The 22513-nt window shown below is 66.1% G+C and carries 18 protein-coding genes; all 18 read right to left on the reverse strand.

What is annotated here, in order from left to right:
- Window positions 1-2: 2 nt before the first annotated feature.
- Window positions 3-893, reverse strand: a complete 891-nt coding sequence (locus tag NLM15_RS35030; RefSeq protein ID WP_254122476.1) for an outer membrane protein assembly factor BamD — start codon at window positions 891-893, stop codon at window positions 3-5.
- 261 nt (window positions 894-1154) lie between these two features.
- On the reverse strand, window positions 1155-2117 hold the full coding sequence (lpxC, locus tag NLM15_RS35035) for a UDP-3-O-acyl-N-acetylglucosamine deacetylase (protein WP_254122477.1): 963 nt from the start codon (window positions 2115-2117) through the stop codon (window positions 1155-1157).
- A gap of 363 nt (window positions 2118-2480) precedes the next feature.
- Window positions 2481-4283, reverse strand: coding sequence for a cell division protein FtsZ (gene ftsZ, locus NLM15_RS35040; protein ID WP_254122478.1), 1803 nt, complete (start codon window positions 4281-4283; stop codon window positions 2481-2483).
- 90 nt (window positions 4284-4373) lie between these two features.
- Window positions 4374-5696 (reverse strand): cell division protein FtsA, encoded by a 1323-nt coding sequence (gene ftsA / locus NLM15_RS35045; protein WP_254122479.1) that lies wholly within the window; start codon window positions 5694-5696, stop codon window positions 4374-4376.
- Entirely contained in the window at window positions 5693-6715 is a 1023-nt protein-coding gene (locus NLM15_RS35050) for a cell division protein FtsQ/DivIB (RefSeq protein ID WP_254122480.1), read from the reverse strand. Before NLM15_RS35050 ends, ftsA begins: the two co-directional genes overlap by 4 nt.
- 350 nt (window positions 6716-7065) lie before the next feature.
- Window positions 7066-8052: a D-alanine--D-alanine ligase gene (locus tag NLM15_RS35055; protein ID WP_254122481.1), complete on the reverse strand. Its 987-nt coding sequence runs from the start codon at window positions 8050-8052 to the stop codon at window positions 7066-7068.
- A gap of 23 nt (window positions 8053-8075) precedes the next feature.
- Entirely contained in the window at window positions 8076-8996 is a 921-nt protein-coding gene (gene murB / locus NLM15_RS35060) for a UDP-N-acetylmuramate dehydrogenase (RefSeq protein ID WP_254122482.1), read from the reverse strand.
- Window positions 8997-9000: 4 nt separating this feature from the next.
- A complete protein-coding gene (gene murC, locus NLM15_RS35065; RefSeq protein ID WP_254122483.1) occupies window positions 9001-10404 on the reverse strand; it encodes a UDP-N-acetylmuramate--L-alanine ligase in 1404 nt (467 codons plus the stop codon).
- Window positions 10405-10526: 122 nt separating this feature from the next.
- Entirely contained in the window at window positions 10527-11627 is a 1101-nt protein-coding gene (gene murG / locus NLM15_RS35070) for an undecaprenyldiphospho-muramoylpentapeptide beta-N-acetylglucosaminyltransferase (protein WP_254122484.1), read from the reverse strand.
- A 112-nt stretch (window positions 11628-11739) separates the two neighbouring features.
- Complete coding sequence (ftsW, locus tag NLM15_RS35075) at window positions 11740-12891, reverse strand: putative lipid II flippase FtsW (protein ID WP_254122485.1); 1152 nt, start codon at window positions 12889-12891, stop codon at window positions 11740-11742.
- A gap of 261 nt (window positions 12892-13152) precedes the next feature.
- Window positions 13153-13557: a hypothetical protein gene (locus NLM15_RS35080; RefSeq protein ID WP_254122486.1), complete on the reverse strand. Its 405-nt coding sequence runs from the start codon at window positions 13555-13557 to the stop codon at window positions 13153-13155.
- A 2-nt stretch (window positions 13558-13559) separates the two neighbouring features.
- Window positions 13560-14960: a UDP-N-acetylmuramoyl-L-alanine--D-glutamate ligase gene (murD, locus tag NLM15_RS35085; RefSeq protein WP_254122487.1), complete on the reverse strand. Its 1401-nt coding sequence runs from the start codon at window positions 14958-14960 to the stop codon at window positions 13560-13562.
- A 10-nt stretch (window positions 14961-14970) separates the two neighbouring features.
- Window positions 14971-16074, reverse strand: coding sequence for a phospho-N-acetylmuramoyl-pentapeptide-transferase (gene mraY / locus NLM15_RS35090; protein WP_014492955.1), 1104 nt, complete (start codon window positions 16072-16074; stop codon window positions 14971-14973).
- A 152-nt stretch (window positions 16075-16226) separates the two neighbouring features.
- Window positions 16227-17606 carry a UDP-N-acetylmuramoyl-tripeptide--D-alanyl-D-alanine ligase gene (murF, locus tag NLM15_RS35095; protein WP_254122488.1) on the reverse strand — a complete coding sequence of 460 codons (1380 nt, stop codon included), beginning with the start codon at window positions 17604-17606 and terminating at the stop codon, window positions 16227-16229.
- Window positions 17603-19060 carry a UDP-N-acetylmuramoyl-L-alanyl-D-glutamate--2,6-diaminopimelate ligase gene (locus tag NLM15_RS35100; protein ID WP_254122489.1) on the reverse strand — a complete coding sequence of 486 codons (1458 nt, stop codon included), beginning with the start codon at window positions 19058-19060 and terminating at the stop codon, window positions 17603-17605. Before NLM15_RS35100 ends, murF begins: the two co-directional genes overlap by 4 nt.
- A gap of 83 nt (window positions 19061-19143) precedes the next feature.
- Window positions 19144-20892: a penicillin-binding protein 2 gene (locus NLM15_RS35105; RefSeq protein WP_254122490.1), complete on the reverse strand. Its 1749-nt coding sequence runs from the start codon at window positions 20890-20892 to the stop codon at window positions 19144-19146.
- Window positions 20889-21281 carry a hypothetical protein gene (locus tag NLM15_RS35110; protein ID WP_254122491.1) on the reverse strand — a complete coding sequence of 131 codons (393 nt, stop codon included), beginning with the start codon at window positions 21279-21281 and terminating at the stop codon, window positions 20889-20891. The genes NLM15_RS35105 and NLM15_RS35110 overlap by 4 nt, the downstream gene beginning before the upstream one ends.
- Before the next feature lie 3 nt (window positions 21282-21284).
- Entirely contained in the window at window positions 21285-22274 is a 990-nt protein-coding gene (gene rsmH, locus NLM15_RS35115; protein ID WP_254122492.1) for a 16S rRNA (cytosine(1402)-N(4))-methyltransferase RsmH, read from the reverse strand.
- Between the last annotated feature and the right edge of the window lie 239 nt (window positions 22275-22513).

The following is a 22513-nucleotide window of genomic DNA, read 5'->3' on the forward strand; positions in this document are numbered from 1 at the left end:
TCCTAGCCGAGACCCATCTTCTTGAAAGTCCGGCTGATCCAGGACCCCTGATTCTCGCTCGGTTCGAGACCGCCCGATTTTACAAGATTATAGGCGTCTTTGTACCAGCGGCTGTCAGGAAAATTGTGGCCGAGCACGGCCGCCGCGGTCTGTGCCTCGCCGACGATGCCGATCGCCATATAGGCCTCGGTGAGCCGGAACAGCGCCTCTTCGACATGGCGGGTGGTCTGGTACTGCGTGACGACGGCCTTGTAGCGGTTGATCGCCGCCGTGTAGTCGCGCTTCTGCATGTAGTAGCGGCCGACGTTCATTTCCTTGCCGGCGAGCTGGTCGCGCGCGCCCTCGATCTTGGCCTTGGCCGAGGTCGCATATTCCGAGTTCGGATATTTGCGGTTGACCTCTTCCAGCGCGGCGATCGCCTTCTCGGTGCGGGCCTGGTCGCGGCTGATGTCCGGGATCTGGTCGTAATGGGAGGCCGCGATCAGATACTGCGCATAGGCCGCGTCCGGGCTGCCCGGATGCAGCGTGACGTAGCGGGTCGCAGCGCCGATGCAGCCGTCATAGTCGCCGCCCTGGTAGGACGCATAGGCCGACATCAGGAGCGATTTGCGGGCCCAGTCGGAATAAGGATGCTGGCGGTCGACCTCTTCGAACTTCTTGTTCGCCGCCTTCATGTCCTTCTTCTCGTTCATGAGGTACAGGCCCTCATTGTAGATCTTGTCGGCGGGCTCCTCGACGAAGGTGTCGTCCTTGGCGGTGAACTTGTCCCAGAGCGCGCCGGTGCCGCAGCCGGCCAGCGGCAGCGCGAGCACGATGAGGGTGGCGGCGTGAAGCAGCCCGCGGACTCCAGACGAGACCGAGAGATATCCGCGCGTCATACGCTGTGCCGACATGAGTTTAAGCCCTGACGCCCTGTGATGCGGTGTCCGCCAGCCCATGAACCCCGTCCTGGGCGCGAAATGGTGCCGTGGTGCCTGCCATGCGACCACGCCGATGTAACCGAAAAACGATCCTGAACCAACCGGATAGGCAGGCATTTCGCCCGGATTAAGGCGAACGCGCCGCAATCCTAGCCGATCATCGTTACCAGGAGTTTCCCGGGGCAAGGCGCCGCCACACGGCCACGGCGACAGGTCTCTTCAGGACACGTCTCTTCAGGACACGTCCGGCCCGTAGGCCGCGGCGACCCGGCCGCCGACGATGCCGCGACCGACTTCGCCCGCGGGGCGCGTGGTGCGGCGAGCCGCCTCGCCCTCGACCACCCGCCAGGCGGTACGGTCGGCGAGCAGCGCGGTCAGGACGGCGTGGTTGAGCTTGTGGCCGCCGCGAACCGAGCGGTAGGCGCCAAGCAGCGGCAGGCCGGCCAGCGCGAGGTCGCCGATCACGTCCAGCACCTTGTGGCGGGCGCATTCGTCGGCGTAGCGCAGGCCCTCGGTGTTGAGCAGCCGCTCCTCGTCGAACACGACGGTATTGTCGAAGGAGGCGCCGAGTGCGTAACCCGCGCTCCAGAGCCGGGCGACGTCGCACATCAGGCCGAAAGTCCGGGCGCGGCCGACTTCGCGGCGGAAACGTTCCGGGCTCAGGTCGAAGCCGTAGCTCTGCTGACCGATGACGGGATTGGTGAAGTCGATCTCGACCTCGGCGCGGAACCCGTTGGCGTAGGGTCGGATCTCGCCGAAGGAGTCACCGATCTTGACCGAGATCGGCTTCAAAACCTGAATGAAGCGGCGCTGTGCCGGCTGGCTGACGATGCCGGCCTGGTCGATCGCCGCAATGAAAGCCGCGGCGCTGCCGTCCATGATCGGCACTTCCGGACCGTCGATCTCGATGGTGGCGTTGTCGACGCCCATGCCCCGCAGCGCGGCGAGCACGTGCTCGGCGGTGGACACCAGCGGACCATTGCGATCGCCGAGGACGGTGGCAAAATCGGTCGCGATCACCTGATCGGCGGTCGCCTGAACTTCGCGGTCACTTCCCTCAAGCCCGGTGCGGACAAAAATAAAACCTGCGTCGACAGGCGCAGGCCCAAGCGTGAGAGTGACAGGAAGACCGGAATGAACGCCTACGCCTGCCACGGTGGCTTGCGCACGAAGCGTTGTTTGCCGGCTAAATTTCATCAGGAACCCGCCCCACTACGACCACTGCGACTTATACGAGACCCGTCTGGCCGGCCAGTGCCGACGCTTCCGAATCTCCGTATCCCCAAGTCACGGCAAACCATAGTCACTGCCTCAAACAGCGCCAACTCACGCTTTTTTACCGATTGTTACCCCAAACCTGCCGTATTCGCGCCAAGGCTTAACCAAATTGCGCCGAGTTTTGGGGCCGTTTCCGGCAGTTTTACTGAACCACCGAATACGTAATTAATGATTTAAAATCAGTTGTTTGGTCGCACAATCCGGATAGGCACGGGGCAAAAGGAAAGGTCCCGGCAAGCTTCCCGCCGGGACCTTTTTTCGTCAGCCTTATTGTAACAATCCTCAGGTCGCCTGCCGCCTCAGGAAGGCGGGGATATCAAGATGGTCGTCACCCTGTGGCGCCGGCGCAACAGGTGCCGGGCGGCCGTGCATGTCCAGGCCCTGCGGCGCGGAGCGACGAGCATACTCTGATACCGGCTCAGTAGCCGCGATTTGCTGCGCCACGGTCTTCTGAGGCCGGCGATCGGGCAGCGGCGGCATTGCCGGACCTGCAGTGCGGGCTGCGACCGGCGCCTCACTCTCCTCGTCGCGGCGGCCGAGGCCGACATTGGCGAGACGCTGGAGCAGCGACAGGCGGGTCTTTTGCGGGGTCTCTTCTTCAACCTCGCCACGGGCCTGGCGAAGCTCGGCCTGGGCCGGCATCGGCAGTTCCTCGATCCGCGGCATCCGCGGTGCACGGACCGGCGCACGCTCGGCCTGCGGCGGGATGAAGGTGTCCGGCGTCATCGGCTCCTGCATCGCCACCGGGGCCATGTCAGGCTCCGGGAACAAGGTCGGCTTCTGGGCGATCGGGCGCACCGTGACGTCGCCATAGGTCTGCATCGGCGCGGGCGCCTGCGGGACCTCGGCAACGGCCGCCGCGATGGCGGCAAGCGCGGCGCGCTCGACATTGGGACGCGGCGCGACCGGCGCCGGCGCTGCGGCCGGCATCTGGGCTTCCAGCTTCTGGGCGCGCTCGGCCATGCGCTGATTGTCGGCACGCAGACGCGCGGTCAGGTCGGCGAGACGGCTCTCGGCAGCGGCGGCCGGAGCAGCGGGAGCCTGCTGCACCTGTTGAATCTGCTGCGGCGCCGCATTCGCGACCGGAGCGCTGGTGGCCTGGCTGTTGCGGGCGATCGCGGCCTGCTCGATACCGGTGGCGACCACCGAGACGCGGATCAGGCCGTCGAGCGCTTCGTCGAAGGTCGCGCCGACGATGATGTTGGCGTCCTGATCGACTTCCTCGCGGATACGGGTCGCGGCTTCGTCGACCTCGAACAGGGTGAGGTCCTTGCCGCCGGTGATCGAGATCAGGAGGCCCTTCGCGCCCTTCATCGAGCTGTCGTCGATCAGCGGGTTGGCGATCGCGGCTTCAGCGGCGGTCAGCGCGCGCTTGTCGCCGGAAGCTTCGCCGGTGCCCATCATCGCCTTGCCCATCTCGCGCATGACGGCGCGAACGTCGGCGAAGTCGAGGTTGATCAGGCCTTCCTTGACCATCAGGTCGGTGATGCAGGCAACGCCGGAATAGAGCACCTGGTCGGCCATCGCGAAGGCGTCGGCGAAGGTGGTCTTCTCGTTGGCGACCCGGAACAGGTTCTGGTTCGGGATGATCAGGAGCGTATCCACGACCTTGTGCAGCTCGTTGATGCCGGCTTCCGCGGTGCGCATGCGGCGGCCGCCCTCGAAGTGGAACGGCTTGGTCACGACGCCGACGGTGAGGATGCCCATGTCGCGCGCGGTCTTGGCGATGACCGGAGCTGCACCCGTGCCGGTGCCGCCGCCCATGCCGGCGGTGACGAACACCATGTTGGCGCCCGAGAGATGGTCGCGCAGCTCGTCGATCACCTCTTCCGCCGCCGCCGCGCCGACGTTCGGCTGCGAACCCGCGCCGAGGCCTTGCGTGACCGCGGTGCCCATCTGCACGATGCGCTGCGCCTTCGACATCGTCAGCGCCTGCGCGTCGGTGTTGGCGACCACGAAGTCGACGCCCTGGAGGCCCGCCGTGATCATGTTGTTGACGGCGTTGCCACCGGCGCCGCCGACGCCGAACACGGTGATGCGGGGCTTCAGTTCGTGAATATCAGGAACATTGATGCTGATGGTCATGTTTGCCTCTCGATCACGCGCGCGTGGTGGGTTCGCCCCGGCCGGCGGCCGCGGGAGTTGGTGAAATTCGAAGATTGCGGAACCGGTCCATCAGAAGCCCTCGCGTAGCCATCGTCCGACCTTTCCAAAATAACCGCCCGTCCCTGTCTTGACCTGCTGCCGCGTATGCCGCGGTTCGACATGCTCGTGGTGAACATATTGCGGGTAGACGAGGAGCCCCGCCGGCACCGCGAACGCGGCGTTCTTCGCCTCGTTGGGCAGCCGGCCGAAACCGAGCGGACGTCCGATCCGCACGGGCCGGCCGAGAATCTGGGTGCCGAGTTCGACGAGACCGGTGAGCTGCGAGGCGCCGCCGGAGAGCACGACGCGACCGTTTGGCTCTGAGGCGAAGGGCGAATCCTTCAGCTTGTCCCGAACCATTTCGAAGACTTCCTCGGCACGGTGCTTGACGATGTTGGCAATGGTGGCGCGAGAGACGATCTGCGGCAGATCCTGCTCGTCACCGGCTGTCGGTACAGACATCAGCTCACGCGAGTCCGATCCGCCGGTGATGACGGTCCCGTATAACGTCTTGATTCGCTCGGCATCGGCAATGGTCGCGGAGAGTCCACGCGCGAGATCCATCGTGATGTGTTGCCCGCCGACCGCAAAGCCCGCCGCATACACGAAGCGGCCGCCGGAATAGACCGCGATCGTCGTGGTGCCCGCGCCCATTTCGACGACGGCCGCGCCGAGATCGGCCTCGTCGTCGGTCAGCACCGACAGGCCGGCCACGTAGGGGCTCGCCGCCACGGCTTCGACATTGATGTGGCAGCGCTCCACCGCCAGCATCACGTTACGGGCGACGGTGGCATCGCAGGTGACGACATTCATGTCGACGCCGAACTGATGCGCGACCATGCCGCGGGCATCGCGGATGCCCTTGACGCCGTCGAGCGTGTAGCCGACCGGCAACGCGTGCAGCACAGTGCGGCCTTCGCCGGTGGCGTGCCGCATGCCGGTGGAGGTGACGCGGCTGACATCGGCCGCCGTCACCGCGCCACCGCGGATATCGGCCGCGGCTTCGACCAGCTGGCCGGAAAGCCGGCCACCGGAGACCGACAGCAGCACGGACTCGACCCGCACCTTGGCCATCTTCTCCGCCAGCCCGACGGCCTGGCGCACCGCCTGCTCGCATTCGGCAAGATCGATCACCGCGCCGGCCTTCATGCCGCGCGACTGGATCTGGCTGTAACCGATCAATTCCACCGCATGGGTACGGCCGCGCAAGGCATCGCTCGGCGCCGACGGCTTCAGCCGCGCGATCATGCAGGCGATCTTGCTGGTGCCGATGTCGAGGCAGGCGACGAGGCCGCCGCGCTTGTGCGGCATCGGGCGCGTCTTCGGGGTCTGGGTGCGATCAAGACCGGTCATGCGGCGTCCCCGGCCTTCTTTTTCTTCTTGTCCTTGAACAGGTCCTCGCGCGCCTTGGCGGCGTCGTCGGACAGCTGCACCACCAGACGATCGGGCAGGCGCATGTCGACGGCGACGATGTCGCGGGAGAACAGCTTGTCCTCCTTGTCGAGCTTGGACAGCATCGCGAGAGCGTTGCCGACGTCCTGCTCGGGCAGACGAATATCGAGGCCGTCCTTGAGCCTCAGGTTCCAGCGCCGTTCGCCGACATAGATCGCGGCCTTGGTCACCGAATTGATCTGCGGATAGCGCGCCAGCAGCGCCAGGAAATCGCGCGCCTGGGTGTCGGCGCCCTTGCCGACCACGAGCGGCAGCGACAGGAACCGGCGCGAGACGTAGGGCTCGAGCACGGCGCCATCATCGGCGATGACGGAGAGCCGGCCGGCCTCCTGCCACAGCGCGAACGCCTTGCGCTCGGTGAGCTCGATCATGAGCTGGCCCGGATAGAGCTTCAGCACGGTCGCATCCGCGATCCAGGGATTGGCCTTGAGCTTGTCGCGCACGGCGTCGGCGTCGAGGAACAGCAGCGAGGAGCGGCCGCTGACGCCGCCGACCGCGAGGATCTCGTCCTGGCTGAGCTGCTTGCGGCCGTTGATGACGACCGAGGTGATGCGGAAGCCGGCGGAATTGGCCAGCGCGTTGCGGGCGTCGCTGACCGCCGTGATGAAATCCTGGAGATGGCCGCCTTTGACGATGCCTAAGCCGCAGCTGCCGAGCAGCAGCAGAACGGTCATGGTGATTCCGACCCGGCGCGGCAGATAGCGCTCGACCAGCGCGACCACGCGCGGCGGGGGGTCACGCTCGACCACGGGCTTGGCTTTGGTGCGGATCTTGTCCTTGGCAGCAGCGCGCTTCTCGTCACGCCTCTCCTGCACCCACTCGCGCAGAAGCACGACCGCTCCGATAGCGGCCGCCTTCAGGTCAGCTTGGGGCCTCAGCGATCTCAGAAACGACCGAGTGAGGCTTCCTGCACCATCCATTGCACGAGCTCGTCAACAGTTAGCCCGCGACATCGCGCGGGTCCTGGCGAACATGACGTCTCGGACTTGCCGGGCCGGGTGCTGGTCTTCAGAAGTAGAAAACCTCTCCCCTTCAAAGCGTTCGCTGGAGGTGACATCACCCGCAACAGCCCACGCGCCGGCAGCCAAAGCGTCATATGCGCCGCCAGCGTTAACCTTCGGACGTCCTGGTAAACAAAAGGTAAACTTCGTTAACGCGGGATGCGTTTTGCCCAGGCTTGTGAGGCATTTGTGCCGCGATACCCGGCATTTTACCGGTTTTGGGTTCCAAAACCGGCCATTTCGCCTGTTCCGCCGTTAACCAGTCCTAATTATTTTCGCGCGCCCCGCCCGGCGAGCTCGACCAGGCCGCGCAGGAAGTCGACGAACTCGATGCCTTCGGCTTTCAGCGCCTTGGGGTAGAGCGAGGACTTGGTCAGCCCGGGCAGCGTGTTGGTCTCGAGATAGATCAGGCCCCTGTCCGAGACGATGAAGTCCGAGCGGGAATAGCCGGTGCAGGACATCGCGCGATGCGCCAGCATCGCCTGCTCCTTCAGCGCGGCGGTGATCTCGGGCGAAAAACGGCCGGGACAGATCTCCTGGGTCGACTTCAGGAGATATTTTGCGGCGTAGTCGAAATTGCCCTCGCCCGGAATGATCTCGATCGGCGGCAGCGAGATGATCGAGCCGTCGGTGCGCTCCAGCACGCCGCAGGTGGCCTCGACGCCTGCGATGTAGGGCTCGATCACATAGTCTTCGTGCTTCGCCGCATTACGGACGGCGACGAGATCCTGCCTGGCGTTGACGAAGATCAGGCCATAGCTCGAGCCGTCGCGCGCCGGCTTTGCGATCAGCCTTCCATATTCGGCGAAGGCCTCGTCGATCTTGTCCAGCGCAACGTTGGCCGGCGGCGTCACGCCGCCAAGCGCGGCGAAATGCTTGGCCGCGACCTTGTCGAAGGCGAGATGCGAGGAGGCCGAGCCCGATCCGGTGAAGGGCACGCCGCGCGCCTCGCACATCACCTGCAATTCACCGTTCTCCGCGCGCCCGCCATGCAGGCCGAGCACCAGCACGCGATTCTCGGCCTTGGCCTGGTCCAGCGCCTGCGCCAGCGGAATGCCTGATGTGCCGGGCTTGAACTCGTCCTCGAACGGACGGGCGTGTTCGAGCAGCTGTTTCGACTGCACCACATGCACCTTGTCCTCGACGTCCCACCACCAGAGATCGGCCTCGGGCAGCGCCTGGTGCAGCGCCTGGGCCGAGGCGACCGAGACGAGACGTTCGCGGTTGGAGCCGCCGAAGAGGATGGTGATGCGCATGTTCGTTCGTCGCTTGTCCAGGGTTAGCCGGGAATTCCAATCCGCTTGATTTCCCAGTGGAGCTCAATTCCGGAATTCGCCTTCACGCGTTCACGCACGGTCTCGCCCAGCGTCTCGATGTCGTGCGCGGTGGCGTCGCCCGTGTTGATCAGGAAATTGCAGTGCATCTCGGAGACCTGCGCGCCGCCGACGCGCAAGCCGCGGCAGCCGGCGGCATCCACCAGCTTCCAGGCGGAATGGCCGGGCGGATTCTTGAAGGTCGAACCGCCGGTCTTCTCGCGGATCGGCTGCGCGGTCTCGCGGTGGCTTTGCACCTCCGCCATGCGCGCGCGGATCGCATCAGTGTCCCTGATCTCGCCGCGAAAGCGCGCCGAGGTGAAGATGATGGAAGGATCGACCCCGCTGTTGCGATAGACGAACTTCATGCCGGCGTTGGAGAACACGTGCTTCGTGCCGTCGCGCCCGACGCCGCGCGCCTCGATCAGCACGTCCTTGGTCTCGCCGCCATTGGCCCCCGCATTCATGCGCAGCGCGCCGCCGATGGTGCCGGGAATGCCGAAGTAGAATTCGAGCCCGCCGATATTGGCGGAGGCCGCCACTTCCGCCACACGCTTGTCGAGCGCGGCAGTTCCGGCGGTGACGACATCGCCGCTCGCGCTCGCCTCGCCAAAGGCGCGCGGCGCGAGACGGATCACCACGCCCGCAATGCCGCCGTCGCGCACGATCAGGTTGGAGCCGACGCCGACGACATAGACGGGAATGTCGGAAGCGAGATGGGCGAGGAAATAGGCGAGATCATCCTCGTCCGCCGGCGTGAACAGCACCTGCGCGGGACCGCCGACGCGAAACCAGGTGAGCTCGGCGAGCGACTGGTTGGCCAGCATCCGGCCGCGTAGATCGGGCATCGCGGCTTTGAGCGAGGGGGTGATGTCGGGAAATCCCACTGCCCTACCCCAGCGCCTTCAGTTCGCCCGGCAACGCATACGCCCATTGCGTGATGTTGCCCGCCCCAAGGCACACGACGAGGTCGCCCGGCTTCGCCAGCCCCTTGATGATGCCCGCAAGCTCCGGCGCCGCCGGCAGGCCGATCACCTCGCGGTGGCCATGGGCGCGCAGGCCCGCGACGAAATGATCGCGATCGACGCCGTCGATCGGCGCTTCGCCGGCAGCATAGACGTCGGCGACAACAACCGCATCCGCATCGTTGAAGCAGGTGCAAAATTCCTCGAACAGCGATTGCAGGCGCGTGTAGCGATGCGGCTGCACCACGGCGACGATCTTGCCGTTGGTGGATTCCCGCGCCGCCTTCAACACTGCTGCGATCTCGACGGGATGATGACCGTAATCGTCGATCACCGTGACGCCGTTCCACTCGCCGGTCTTGGTAAAGCGGCGCTTGACGCCGCCGAAGCCTGCGATCGCCTTGCGGATCGCCTCGTCCGACACACCGAGCTCGCGCGCGACCGCAATCGCGGCCGTCGCGTTGGAGGCGTTGTGGCGGCCCGGCATCGGCAGCATGAGATCGGCGATCTCATGCATGGCGCCGGTCTTGCGATCTCGGAACGCGACCTTGAACTTCGATCCGCCGCCCATCGGGGTCAGATCGACGAACCGGACATCGGCCTGCGGATTCTCGCCATAGGTGATGATGCGGCGATCCTCGATCCTGCCGACGAGGCTTTGCACGACGGGATGATCGATGCACATCACGGCGAAGCCGTAGAACGGCAGGTTCTCGACGAAATGCCGGAACGCGTCCTGCACGGCCTCGAAGGTCTTGAAGTGGTCGAGATGCTCGGGGTCGACATTGGTGACGATCGCGACGTCGGTCGGCAGCTTCAGGAATGTGCCGTCGCTCTCGTCGGCTTCGACCACCATCCACTCGCCGGCGCCAAGCCGCGCATTCGAGCCATAGGCGTTGATGATGCCGCCGTTGATCACGGTGGGATCGAGGTCGCCGGCGTCGAGCAGCGTTGCGACCATCGTGGTCGTGGTGGTCTTGCCATGGGTGCCGGCGATGGCGACGCAGCTCTTCAGCCGCATCAGCTCGGCCAGCATCTCGGCGCGGCGCACCACGGGAATGCGGCGTTCGCGCGCCGCCATCAGCTCCGGATTGTCACGCTTGATCGCGGTGGACACGACGACGACCGCAGCGCCGTCGACATTCTCGGCCTTGTGGCCGACCGAGACCTTTGCGCCCTTCTTGCGGAGGCGATCGAGATTGTAATTGTCGGAGGCGTCCGAGCCCTGCACGGCATAGCCGAGATTGACCAGCACCTCGGCGATGCCGCTCATGCCGATCCCGCCGATCCCGACGAAGTGGATGGGTCCGATCTCGCGCGGCAGTCTCATGCTCTGTTCCCTGACCTCGCCGCCGGAAAAAGGCGGCATCTGGCGAAGGTCACGGCCAAATCAGCCGCGCCGTTCCTACTGGATGCCCCGCTTTAGAAGGCGAAGACAAGGGCTTTTTCGCGTCAGATTCGCGCGACCTTGACCACCAGATCGGCCAGCCGCTCGGCGGCATCGAGCCGGCCGGCGCCGCGGGCGGCTTCGGCCATGGATGCGAGGCGCGCGGGCGCGGCGGCGAAGGCGGAGATCTCGGCGGCGAGCCGGTCGGAGGTGAACTCGGTCTGCGGGATGCGGACCGCGCCGTCGACCTTGACCAGCACGCCGGCATTGGCGAACTGGTCCTGGTCGATCGAGCCGGGCAGCGGCACCAGGATCGAGGGCCGTCCGATCGCGGCGAGCTCGGCGACCGTGCCGGCGCCGGAGCGCGACACCACCAGATGGTTGGAGGCGAGCCGTGCCGGCAGATCGGTGAAGAACGGCGCGAGCTCGGCATTGATCTTGAGCTTGTCATAGACCGCGCTGACGCGGCTCATGTCCTCGTCGCGGACCTGCTGGGTCAGGATCAGCCGGCTCCACAGCGCAGGTTCGAGCCGCTCGATCGCGCCGGGCACGATGTCGGCCATGATGCGCGCGCCCTGGCTGCCGCCGACGACCAGCAGGCGCAGCGGTCCGCTCGCCTCGGGCGCGGCATACGCAACAGCGGCCGCAGCGAGGACTGCGGGACGCATCGGCGTGCCGACCGTCGTGGTCTTGCCTGATAGCGCCGGATCGCGGTCGAGCACGCCGGGCAGCGACGTCGCGATGGCGCGGACGCGGCCCGAAAGGAACCGGTTGGCGCGGCCGAGCACCGCGTTGGCGTCGTGGATGATGCCGGGCACGCCGGCGAATTTCGCCGCGACCAGCGGCGGCAGCGTTGGGTAACCGCCGAAGCCGACGACGGCGACCGGCTTCAATCGCTTGATCAAGCGATAGGCGGAGAGCGTGCCGGCGGCGAGCGTGAGGCCGGCATAGGCCAGCTGCAACGGATTGCGGCCGCGCGCGGTCTCGCTTCTGACGACGTCGATCGTGTCCTTGCCGAACAGCCCGCTATAGCGCAGCGCGCGCTCGTCGGTGACGAGGCGGACGCGAAAGCCGCGCCGGATCAGCTCGACGCCGAGCGCCTCGGCCGGAAACAGATGGCCGCCGGTGCCGCCCGCGGCAAGAAGAATCAGGGGGGACGTGTCCATGGAGAGGCCTTTTACAAGGTCTTTCCCGTCATTGCGAGCGAAGCGAAGCAATCCAGAATGCCACCGCGGAGACAGACTGGATTGCTTCGCTGCGCTCGCAATGACGAAAAAACTAGGCGTAGCTGCGCATCGCGTCGGCGCGGCCGCTGGCCTCGACCTCGGTGCGCGGACGCAGCCGCGTCAGCGCCAGCATCATGCCGACGCCATAGGCGAGCGACACGATCGAGGAGCCGCCATAGGAGATGAAGGGCAGCGTCATGCCCTTGGCGGGGATGAGCTGGAGGTTGACCGACATGTTGATCGCGGCCTGCACGCCGAACAGGATCGCAAGACCCGACGCCGCAAAGCGCGAGAACATGTCCTCATTGGCATAGGCGCGCGAGAGCGTGCGGATCACGACGAATGCGAACAGCGCCAGCATCGCTAGGCACAGGATGATACCGAACTCCTCGGCGGCAACCGCGAACACGAAGTCGGTGTGGCTGTCCGGCAGGCTGCGTTTTGCAATGCCCTCGCCCGGTCCGAGGCCGAACCATCCGCCGTTGTAGAAGGCTTCCATGGCGGTATCGACCTGGAAGGTGTCGCCGGAGGCCGGGTTCATGAAGCGTTTGATACGGCCGGCAACGTGCGGGACGAACAGATAGGCGCTGAACAGACCGGCCGCTCCGAGCCCGGCAAGACCAAATACCCAGATCATGCGCATGCCCGCGATGAAGAACAGCGAGCCCCACACCATCAGGATCAGCATGGTCTGGCCGAAGTCCGGCTCCATCACCAGCAGCGCGACCAGCATCATCAGCAGCACCAGCGCCATCGAGGTCGCCGGCATCTCCGGCCGCTTGGTCGATTCCGCGAACAGCCAGGCGGCGATGACGACGAACGAAGGTTTTGCGATTTCGGAGGCCTGAATGTTGACGCCGAGCAGCGTGATCCAGCGCCGCGAGCCCTTCACCTCGGGGCCGATCGCCAGCGTCAGCACGATCAGGATGATGCTCGCAGCGAAGATGATCAGCGCGCTGCGGCGGATCGCGCGCGGCGACAGGAAGGAGACCCCGAGCAGCACCAGGCAGGACGGGAGCAGGAACATCACGTGGCGGCTGAAGAAATGGAACGGATCAAGCCCGATGCGGGTCGCAACCGGCGGGCTCGCCGCCAGCGACAGGATCACCCCGGTCAGCATCAGCGCCAGGATGGCGCCCATCAGCGGCTTGTCGACGGTCCACCACCACTCGGAAAAGGGGGTGCGTTCTTCACGGGAGAGCATGGGCGGCCGCTTTCGGACAGAGGTCCGTCCATTGGTCGCCGAGGTTGGTTTACGGGGGGTTAATGAAATGTGGATGTTTGAAGATGATCTCCGCAGCGTCCACAAAACACACTGTCGTGCCCCGGCTTGACCGGGGCATCCAGTACGCCGCGGCCTTTCGGCTCAAGCGTCGTCTCTGGAATACTGGGTCGCCCCGTCAAGCCGGGCGACGACAGCGGAGCAAGCGATAGCCGCCTGCCTTCAAACCACCGGCTTCGCGCCCTACTCGTAATTGATCGCAATATCCCCCGCGCGCGGATCGCGCTTGTAGATCTGGTCAGGCCCGGGAATGAAGCCGATCCTGACGGCTCGCTCACTGCTCCAGACGACGACAACATCGAGATGGCCGCGCACGCTGAGAAAGGTCGGCGTGCTCTCGGGCGAGAACGTCCGGCCGCGCGCAATGATGCTGGCTTGCGTGCTGTCGGGCACCGTCGCTCCGCACGACTTCCAGACCACGACGACCAATTGGCTACCGCTCGGCGAGGCAAACGCGCGCTGGCGAACGACGCGGCATGCGCCGAAGCCGCTCATGACATTGTCGACGATGACAACGAAGACAAAGCCCGCGACGATCGGAACAGCAAGGGCAGCAACGACAAGTCCGATCCGGCGTCGCCGCGGCATCCTCACACCACCGGCTTCACGCCCGGCAGCGCCTGCACCAGCTCGCGGAACTTGGTGCCGCGGATTTCGAAGTTGCGGTACTGGTCGAAGGAGGCGCAGGCGGGCGACAGCAGCACCACGGCATCCGCGAGGCCTGATGCCTCCGCATCGCGCGCGGCGTGCTCGACGGCGACGTCGAGAGTCTGGCTGATCTCGTGCGCCACCTGCGTGCCGAGCGTTCCCGAAAACTCCTGCGCCGCCTCGCCGATCAGATAGGCTTTGCGGATGCGCGGGAAGTAGCCGGCGAGACTCGTGATGCCGCCCGCCTTGGGCTTCCCGCCCGCGATCCAGAAAATTTCCGAAAAGGACGACAGCGCATGCGCGGTGGCGTCCGCGTTGGTGCCCTTGGAATCGTTGACGAACAGCACGTTGCCGCGGCGGCCGACCTGCTCCATGCGATGCGCAAGGCCCGGAAAGCTGCGCAGGCCGTTCTGCAGCACATCCAGGCTAATGCCCATAGCGAGTGCGGCGGCGGCAGCGCAGGCGGCGTTCTGCGCATTGTGCTGGCCGCGCAGCGAGCCGATGCCGCCGAGCTTTGCGACTTCGCTGCGGGCGCCGCCCGCGGTGCGCACGATGCTGCCGTGCTCGACATGGATGCCGCTCGCCAGCGGATTCCTGACGGAGATGCGCTCGACCTTCCTGCCGGCGCGATCGAGCCGGTCGGCGATGTCGCGGCAAAAACCGTCATCGACGCCGACGATCGCGGTGCCGCCGGCCTGCACGCCCGCAACGAGGCGCTCCTTCACCGCGGCGTAATGCGCGATCGTGCCGTGACGGTCGATATGGTCCTCGCTGACATTGAGCAAAATGCCGACGGAGGGATCGAGCGAGGGCGTGAGGTCGATCTGGTAGGACGACATCTCGATGACGTGGACGCGGCCCATGCGCGGCGGCTCCAGCGACAGGATCGCGGTGCCGATATTGCCGCCCATCTGGGTGTCGTAGCCGGCGACCTTGGTGAGATGCGCGATCAGCGCCGTCGTGGTCGACTTGCCGTTGGTGCCGGTGATGGCGACGAACGGCGCGTTCGGCGCGTGCCGTCGGCGCTCACGGCAGAACAGCTCGATGTCGCCGATCACCTCGACGCCGGCCTCGCGCGCCTTCAGCACGCTCCAGTGCGGGACAGGATGGGTCAGCGGCACGCCGGGCGCGAGCACGAGTGCTGCGAAATTCGCCCAGGAGACGTTGCGCAGATCCGCGGTGATGAAACCGGCCTGCGCGGCCTTGGCGACGTTCTCGGCATTGTCGTCGGCGGCGATCACCTCGGCGCCGCCGGCCTTCAGCGCGTGGCAGGACGCGAGCCCCGAGCCGCCGAGACCGAACACCGCGACCGTCTTGCCGGCGAAGGATGTGACCGGAATCATCGTGGTACCGTCAGCGCAGCTTCAGGGTGGACAGGCCGGCGAGCGCCAGCATCACCGAGATGATCCAGAACCGGATCACGATCTGCGGCTCGGTCCAGCCGAGCTGCTCGAAATGGTGATGGATCGGCGCCATCCGGAAGATGCGCTTTCCCGTGAGCTTGAACGACACCACCTGCACGATGACGGAGACCGCTTCCAGCACGAACAGGCCGCCGATCACCGCGAGCACGATCTCGTGCTTCACCGCGACCGCGATCGCACCCAGCATGCCGCCGAGCGCGAGCGAGCCGGTGTCGCCCATGAAGATCGAGGCCGGCGGCGCGTTGAACCAGAGGAAGCCGAGACCGGCGCCCAGCAGCGCGCCGCAGAGCACCGCGAGCTCGCCGGTGCCGGCGACATATTTGATCTGGAGATAGTCGGCAAACACCGCGTTGCCGGCGAGATAGGCGATCATCGCAAAGCTCGCGGTCGCGATCATCACGGGAACGATGGCGAGGCCGTCGAGACCGTCGGTGAGGTTCACGGCATTGCCGGCGCCGACGATGACGAAGGCGCCGAACACGACGAAGAACCAGCCGAAATGCAGCACGGTGTCCTTGAGGAACGGAATCGTCAGCGCGGTCGACGCGGGATCGCGGTTCAGCCGCACCAGCGCGTAACAGGCGACCAGCGCGATCGCCGCCTCGATCAGCAGGCGCAGCTTGCTGCCGAAGCCGGTCGTGGTCTGCTTGGTCACCTTGAGGTAATCGTCGTAGAAGCCGACGAAGCCGAAGCCGAGCGTCACCGCCAGCACGATCCAGACATAGGGGTTGAGCGGATTGGCCCACAACACCGTGCCGACCGTGAGGCCGGACAGGATCATCAGGCCGCCCATGGTGGGCGTGCCTTTCTTGGCGAGATGCGATTGCGGGCCGTCGGTCCGGATCGGCTGGCCCTTGCCCTGGCGGATGCGCAAGTGATCGATGATCCAGGGTCCGAACAGGAACACGAACAGCGCGCCGGTGACGACGGCGCCGCCGGTGCGGAAGGTGATGTAGCGGAAGACGTTCAGGAAGGTGCGAACGGCACCGAAGCCCGGAAATGTGTTGGAGAGCTCGATCAGCCAGTAAAACATTCAGACGGTCCTATGGCGCCTTTGCACGCGGCCTTGGCTTGGCCTTTGCCTCACGCGCATTCGCTGGTCTTCATCATGCGGTCTGGCGGCCTCTGGGAAAACGCTTCGCGCCGCAAAAGGGTGGGATTCGGGAACAGCGCCTTCCAAGCAGTTTACGCCTTTGCCTGCAAGGCGGCCACTAGGCCCGGCACAAACTTGTTGATCCAGAACATCTTCTTGCTGCCCTTGACAACCACGACATCGCCTGCCCTCAGCAGATTTGCGACCTCGCCCGGCTTCAATGTGGCGGGATCGTCGTGCCAGCCGAGGCCCTTGCCAGCCGGCAGCACATCGTAGAGGTGGCGCATCAGCGAGCCGACACAGTAGACGCCGTCGATGCCGTCGAGATGTTTGGCGAGGCCGGTATGGTAGCCCGGTGCATCATCGCCCAGTTCCAGCATGTCGCCGAGCACCGCAATGCGGCGGCCGCCGCTCATGTTGCGCGCCTGGAGGCTTTGCAGCGCAGCGGCCACGCTGGCCGGATTGCCGTTGAAGCTGTCGTCGATCACGGTGACGCCGCCGACCGCCTGCTCGACGCCGCGGCCGGTCATGATGCCGACCCGGTCGAGCTTGATCGCGAGCGTCGCGGCATCGAGGTTCGCGGCGCGAATCGAGGCGAGCGCTGCGAGCGCATTCTGCACGCGATGCGGCGCGCCCGGCGTCAGGCTGAAGGCGATCTCCTTCTTGCCGAGCGCGGCCACGACCTGCCAGCTCTCGCCGTGCGGCGCGTGCGCGACCTCGTGCACCTCGGCCTTCTCGCCGAAGCGTACCACCTTGCCCTTCCAGTCCGGCGCCTTGATCCCGGCAGGCAGCACCAGCACGCCATCCTCGGGCAGGCCGAGCGCGATCGACACCTTCTCGCGCCGGATGGCTTCGAGCGAGCCGAGCTTTTCCAGATGCACGGGCTGGACGTTGACGACGAGCGCGACCGTCGGCCGGGTCAGTTCGCTGAGCCGCGCGATCTCGCCTTGCTGGTTCATGCCCATCTCGACGACCCAGAGACTGGCGTCGGGCCTGGCATTGCACAGCGTCAGCGGCACGCCCCAGAAATTGTTGAAGCTCGACGGGCTCGCATAGGCGTTAGGGTAGGCGGCGAGGAATTCCTTGGTGCTGGTCTTGCCCGCGCTGCCGGTGAGCCCGATCACCGGACCGTTGAAGCGCGCGCGTGCGGCGCGCGCGAGGCCCCAGAGGCCGTCGATCAGCGTATCCTTGACGACGATCTGGGGAATGCGGATGCCCGCGATCTCGTGCGGCACGATCATCGCGACGGCGCCCGAGGCTTCCGCCTTGTCCGCAAACTCCCAGCCGTCACGCGCACTGGCGAAGGCCGAGATGAAGCCGCCGCTCGGCGTGCCGCTGAGCGCGACGAACAGGCTGCCCGGTTTCACCAGCCGGCTGTCCTGCGTAATGAAATCGATCGGCGTGTCCGGGAATGACCCCGCAGCGCCCAGCGCGCGCGCCACCTCGGCCACCGTCCATATTGGCGCGCTCATGCAATCCTCGACGTCAATGCTGCGGCGACCGCCTCGTGATCACTGAAGGGCAGCACCTGGCCGCCGACGATCTGCCCGGTCTCGTGGCCCTTGCCGGCGATGAGCAGCGCATCGCCGTCTTGCAACTCCTCGATCGCCGCGCGGATCGCCGCGGCACGGTCGCCGATCTCGCGGGCACCTTTTGCAGTTGCGAGGATTTCGGCGCGAATGGCTTCCGGCTTCTCGCTGCGCGGATTGTCGTCGGTGATGATGATGCCGTCGGCGTTCTCCGCCGCGATCTCGCCCATGATCGGACGCTTGCCGGCGTCGCGGTCGCCGCCGGCGCCGAACACGACGACCAGCCTGCGCCTGGCGTAAGGACGCAGCGCCTGCAGCGCCTTCGCCAACGCATCCGGCTTGTGCGCATAGTCGACGAAGATCGGCGCGCCATTGCGCTCGCCGACGCGTTCCAGCCGACCCTTGGCGCCTTCGAGATGTTCGAGGCTCGCGAACACATTGGCGGCATCGCTGCCGGTGCCGATGGCAAGACCGGCAGACACCAGCGCGTTCTCGATTTGAAATTCTCCGACCAACGGCAACCGGACGGAATAGCGCTTGCCGCGATGCTCGAGCGCGAGCAGTTGCGAAAATCCTTCGACCTCGGCGCTTGCGAGTCGAATGCCCTCGCCCGCCCCATCGCCGATGCGGCCGACCGCCATCACGCGCAAGCCGCGCGACTTCGCCGCATCCATCGCTTCCGCCGAGCATTCGTGATCAGCCGAGATCACCGCCGCTCCATGAGGGGCGACCAGCTCGCGGAACAGCCGGAGTTTTGCGGCGAGGTAGTGCGCGACGGTTGGATGGTAATCCATGTGGTCGCGCGAGAGGTTTGTGAAGCCGCCGGCGGAGACGCGCACGCCGTCGAGGCGGTACTGGTCCAGCCCGTGCGAGGAGGCTTCGAAGGCGAGATGCGTCACACCCTCGCGCGCGATCTCGTCGAGCTGCCGGTGCAGCGCGATCGGATCGGGTGTGGTCAGCGAGCCATAGACCGTGCGCTTGGGCGAGACGAGGCCGATGGTGCCGATGCTGGCGGAGGCATGCCCCAGCCGTTCCCAGATCTGGCGCGTGAACGCGGCGACCGAGGTCTTGCCGCTGGTGCCGGTCACCGCGGCAATCGTTGCGGGCTGGGCGGGGAAGAATCTTGCCGCGGCCAGCGCCAGCGCGCGGCGGGGGTTGGCGACGGCGATGAACGGCACCTTGCCGGCCGGCGGCGCGTGGTCGCCGACGACCGCCAACGCGCCTGCGGCCATCGCGGCATCGATGAAGCGCGCGCCGTCGGTCTTGCTGCCCGCGAGTGCGAAGAAGAGATCGCCTGGCCTGACCACACGGCTGTCGAGCGCAATACCGGTCACCTCGAGCGCCGCGACAGCGGGCTCGAGTGCGGCATCATTGCCTAGAAGTTCGCGCAGCTTCATGGTCGTCCAGTCGACATGCCGCGCCGGAAAGCCGAATCGTCAGGAAAAGCCGACTCAGCACCGGCGATGGCCACCCCGGTTGATTACTGGGTTGTCCTGGATGCTGCAAGAATAAGGCGGTCGGACGGCGGCAGGTCGAACCGTGGCTCGACGCCCAGAAGCGGCGCGATCCGCTCGATCACCTTCCCGCCGGTCGGCACCGTGTTCCAGCCCGAGGTGATGAAACCCTTCGTTTCGGGAATTGCCTGCGGCTCGTCCAGCATGATCAGTATCTGATACTTTGGATTGTCGGAGGGCATGATCGCCGTGAAGGAGTTGAGCACCCGCTTCTTGGCGTAGCGGCCATTGATGACTTTCTCGGACGTGCCGGTCTTGCCGCCGACATAGTAGCCCTTGACGTCCGCTTGCCGCGCCGAGCCGACCTCGGCGTTGAGGCGCATCAGGAACCGCATCTTGTCGCTGGTCTCCGGCTTGATGACGCGTTTGGCCATCGCCGCCGCTTCGGCCTCGCTGCGCTTCATGAAGGTCGGCGGAATCAGATAGCCGCCGTTCACCAGCGCGTTGATCCCCATCACCGCCTGGAGTGGCGCCACCGACATGCCCTGCCCGAACGCGATGGTCACCGTGTTCAGCTCACCCCAGCGGCGCGGGATCAGCGGCGCCGCGCTCTCCGGCAGCTCGGTGCGCAGCCGCGTCAACTGCCCCATCTTGGCGAGGAACGCCTTGTGCGCCTCGACGCCCTGGCCGAGCGCGATCCGCGCAGCGCCGATGTTGGAGGAATAATAGAACACCTCCTTGGTGTTGATGAAACGTCCGAGCGGATGGCTGTCGTGGATGGTGAACTTGCCGTAGTGCAGGTTCCCGCGTGCATCCCACATCGAGTTCAGATTGATCTTGCCGGAGTCGAGCGCCATCGCCAGCGTGAACGCCTTGAAGGTCGAGCCCATCTCGTAGACGCCCGTCGTCAGGCGGTTGATGCGATCGGGGTCGTGCGCTTCCTTCGGATTGTTGGGATCGAAGTCCGGCAGCGAGACCATCGCCACGATCTCGCCGGTCTTCACATTGGAGACGAGGCCGGAGGCGGCCTTGGTATGGTACTTCTCCTTGGCCTTGAGCAGTTCGTCGCGCAGCGCGTGCTCGACGCGCAGATCGACCGAGAGCTCGATCGGCTTTTGCAGCCGGTCGGTCGCAAAGCCTGCGCGATGGAGATCGGCGAGGCCCTGATTGTCGAGCCACTTCTCCATGCCGGCAATGCCCTGGTTGTCAATGTTGACGAGACCGATGAGGTGGGCGACCTCGTTGCCGGTCGGGTAGACGCGCTTGTTCTCGCGCAGGAAGCCGACGCCGGGAATGCCGAGCTTGTGGATGTCCTGCTGCTGCTTCGCCGTGACTTCGCGCTTGAGCCAGACGAAACCCTTTCGCCCCGACAGGCGCTCGCGCACCTCGGCCTCGTCGAGATCGGGCACGGTCGCGGTCAGCAGCTCGATCGCCTCGTCCTTGTCGATGATGCGACGTGGCTCGCCGAACAGGCTCGCCGCCTTGACGTCGGTCGCGAGGATCGCACCGTTGCGGTCGACGATGTCGGGGCGTGCGGTCGCGACCACCTCCTGCGAGGCGGCGCGGCGCGCACTGTGGGCGTCGGCGCCGATCGCGAACATCACGAGCCGGCCACCGATCAGGACATAGACCGAGGTGAAGGCCAGCATCGCGAGGCCAACGCGCGCGCGGGCCTTCGCCTGGCGGTCGACGTTGCGCCCGTAGAGCAGGCTGCGGATCAGCCGCTGCCGCCAGGGTTCAGTCGGCTTGGGTTTGGCCGGAGTCGCAGCGCTCATTGCTTGTCCTCGGGCTGAGGCAGGGAGCCCGTCACGGTGTCAGGGTCGCTCGCGGCTTCGATGGTGTTGAGCATGGCCCCGATCGGGTCGGGCTCGCCCGGCCTGAACATCCGCGGCGGACGCTCGGGCAGGTTCTTCAGCGAATCATATTGCGTGGCGTTGACCGGCTTGAGCGGCAGGTGCCGGTCGGACAGGCCCTGCAGACGCAAGGGCGCATCGAGCTTGGCCCATTCGGAGCGCAGCGATGCGATCGCATCGCGCTGCTCGCGGATCTCCGCATGCAGCCGCAGCACCTTCTCGGTGCGCGCCGTGGAATCCATCTTGATCCGGTAGACATAGGCCGCCGCGAAGATCAGCGCGCCGATGACGAGGAGGTGGATGAAGCGCATGTGCTAGCCCCCCCTCATCACGTCGGAGAGTTTTGGCCAGGACGATGGCTCGCCGTCGTCATGCGCGGGCGCAGACGTGCGCTCGGCGGCGCGCAGTTTTGCGGAACGCGCGCGCGGGTTATGGGCGACTTCCTCTTCACCGGCGACCACCGGCCGTCGCGTCAGGAGCTGGAAGCTGGGAGCGACTTGCGCCACTTCCGGCAGATGCCGCGAGCCGCCGCCGGTCTTGCTGCGCTCGGCCAGGAAATTCTTGACGATGCGGTCTTCCAGCGAGTGGAACGAGACCACCACGAGGCGGCCGTCCGGCTTGAGCACGCGCTCGGCCGCAGCGAGCGCGGTCTGGAGTTCCTCGAGCTCTTCATTGACGAAGATGCGCAGGGCCTGGAACGTCCGCGTCGCCGGATGAATGTCGCCGGGTTTTGAGCGCACGACCCTGCCGACGAGATCGGCGAGCGCGCGGGTGGTCGTGAACGGCGTCTCCTGCCGGTCCGCCACGATGGCGCGGGCGATGCGCCGCGACTGCCGCTCCTCGCCGAACAGATAGATGATGTCGGCGAGATCGCCCTCGGAGGCGCGCGCGACGACATCGGCCACGGTCGGCCCCGTCTGCCCCATCCGCATGTCGAGCGGACCGTCGAGACGGAACGAGAAGCCGCGGCCAGCCTGGTCGAGCTGCATCGAGGATACCCCGACATCCATCACGACACCGTCGACTGCATCGACGCCCTGCGCCGCGCAGACCTCGGCGAGATTGGAGAAGCGGTCCTCGACCAGCGTCAGCCGACCCTCGGAGCGTTCGACCAGCTCGGCGCCGCCGGCGATCGCGGTACGGTCGCGGTCGATCGCGATCAGCCGGGTTCCCGGCACGTCGAGGATGGCGCGGCTATAGCCGCCGGCGCCGAAGGTGGCATCGACATAGACACCGCCCTCGCGCGGGGCGAGATGATCAATGGCCTCGCGGCCAAGAACGGGGATGTGCGGAACCGAGCTCATGCGCCAAGCCTGCCGAACGTCCAAACGAGATCGGGGACGAACAAGCCCATAACGCCTCGAATAATTCCGCGTCGCGGCGGTTCCACGACAAAGCCCTTGTCCAGCATGGTTACCTGGCCCGGTCGTCCCGGGCCGCCAGCCCAGTGTTCCCAGTGGAATTTGTCGGGCAGCCATGGGATTTCGAGCCAAAATACGCTTTGGCCGCCTCCGGACGCGGGTCGGCTCTTCATCTCTCAGTA

Origin of the sequence: Bradyrhizobium sp. CCGB20 (genome assembly GCF_024199855.1) — a bacterium.
Taxonomy (GTDB): domain Bacteria; phylum Pseudomonadota; class Alphaproteobacteria; order Rhizobiales; family Xanthobacteraceae; genus Bradyrhizobium.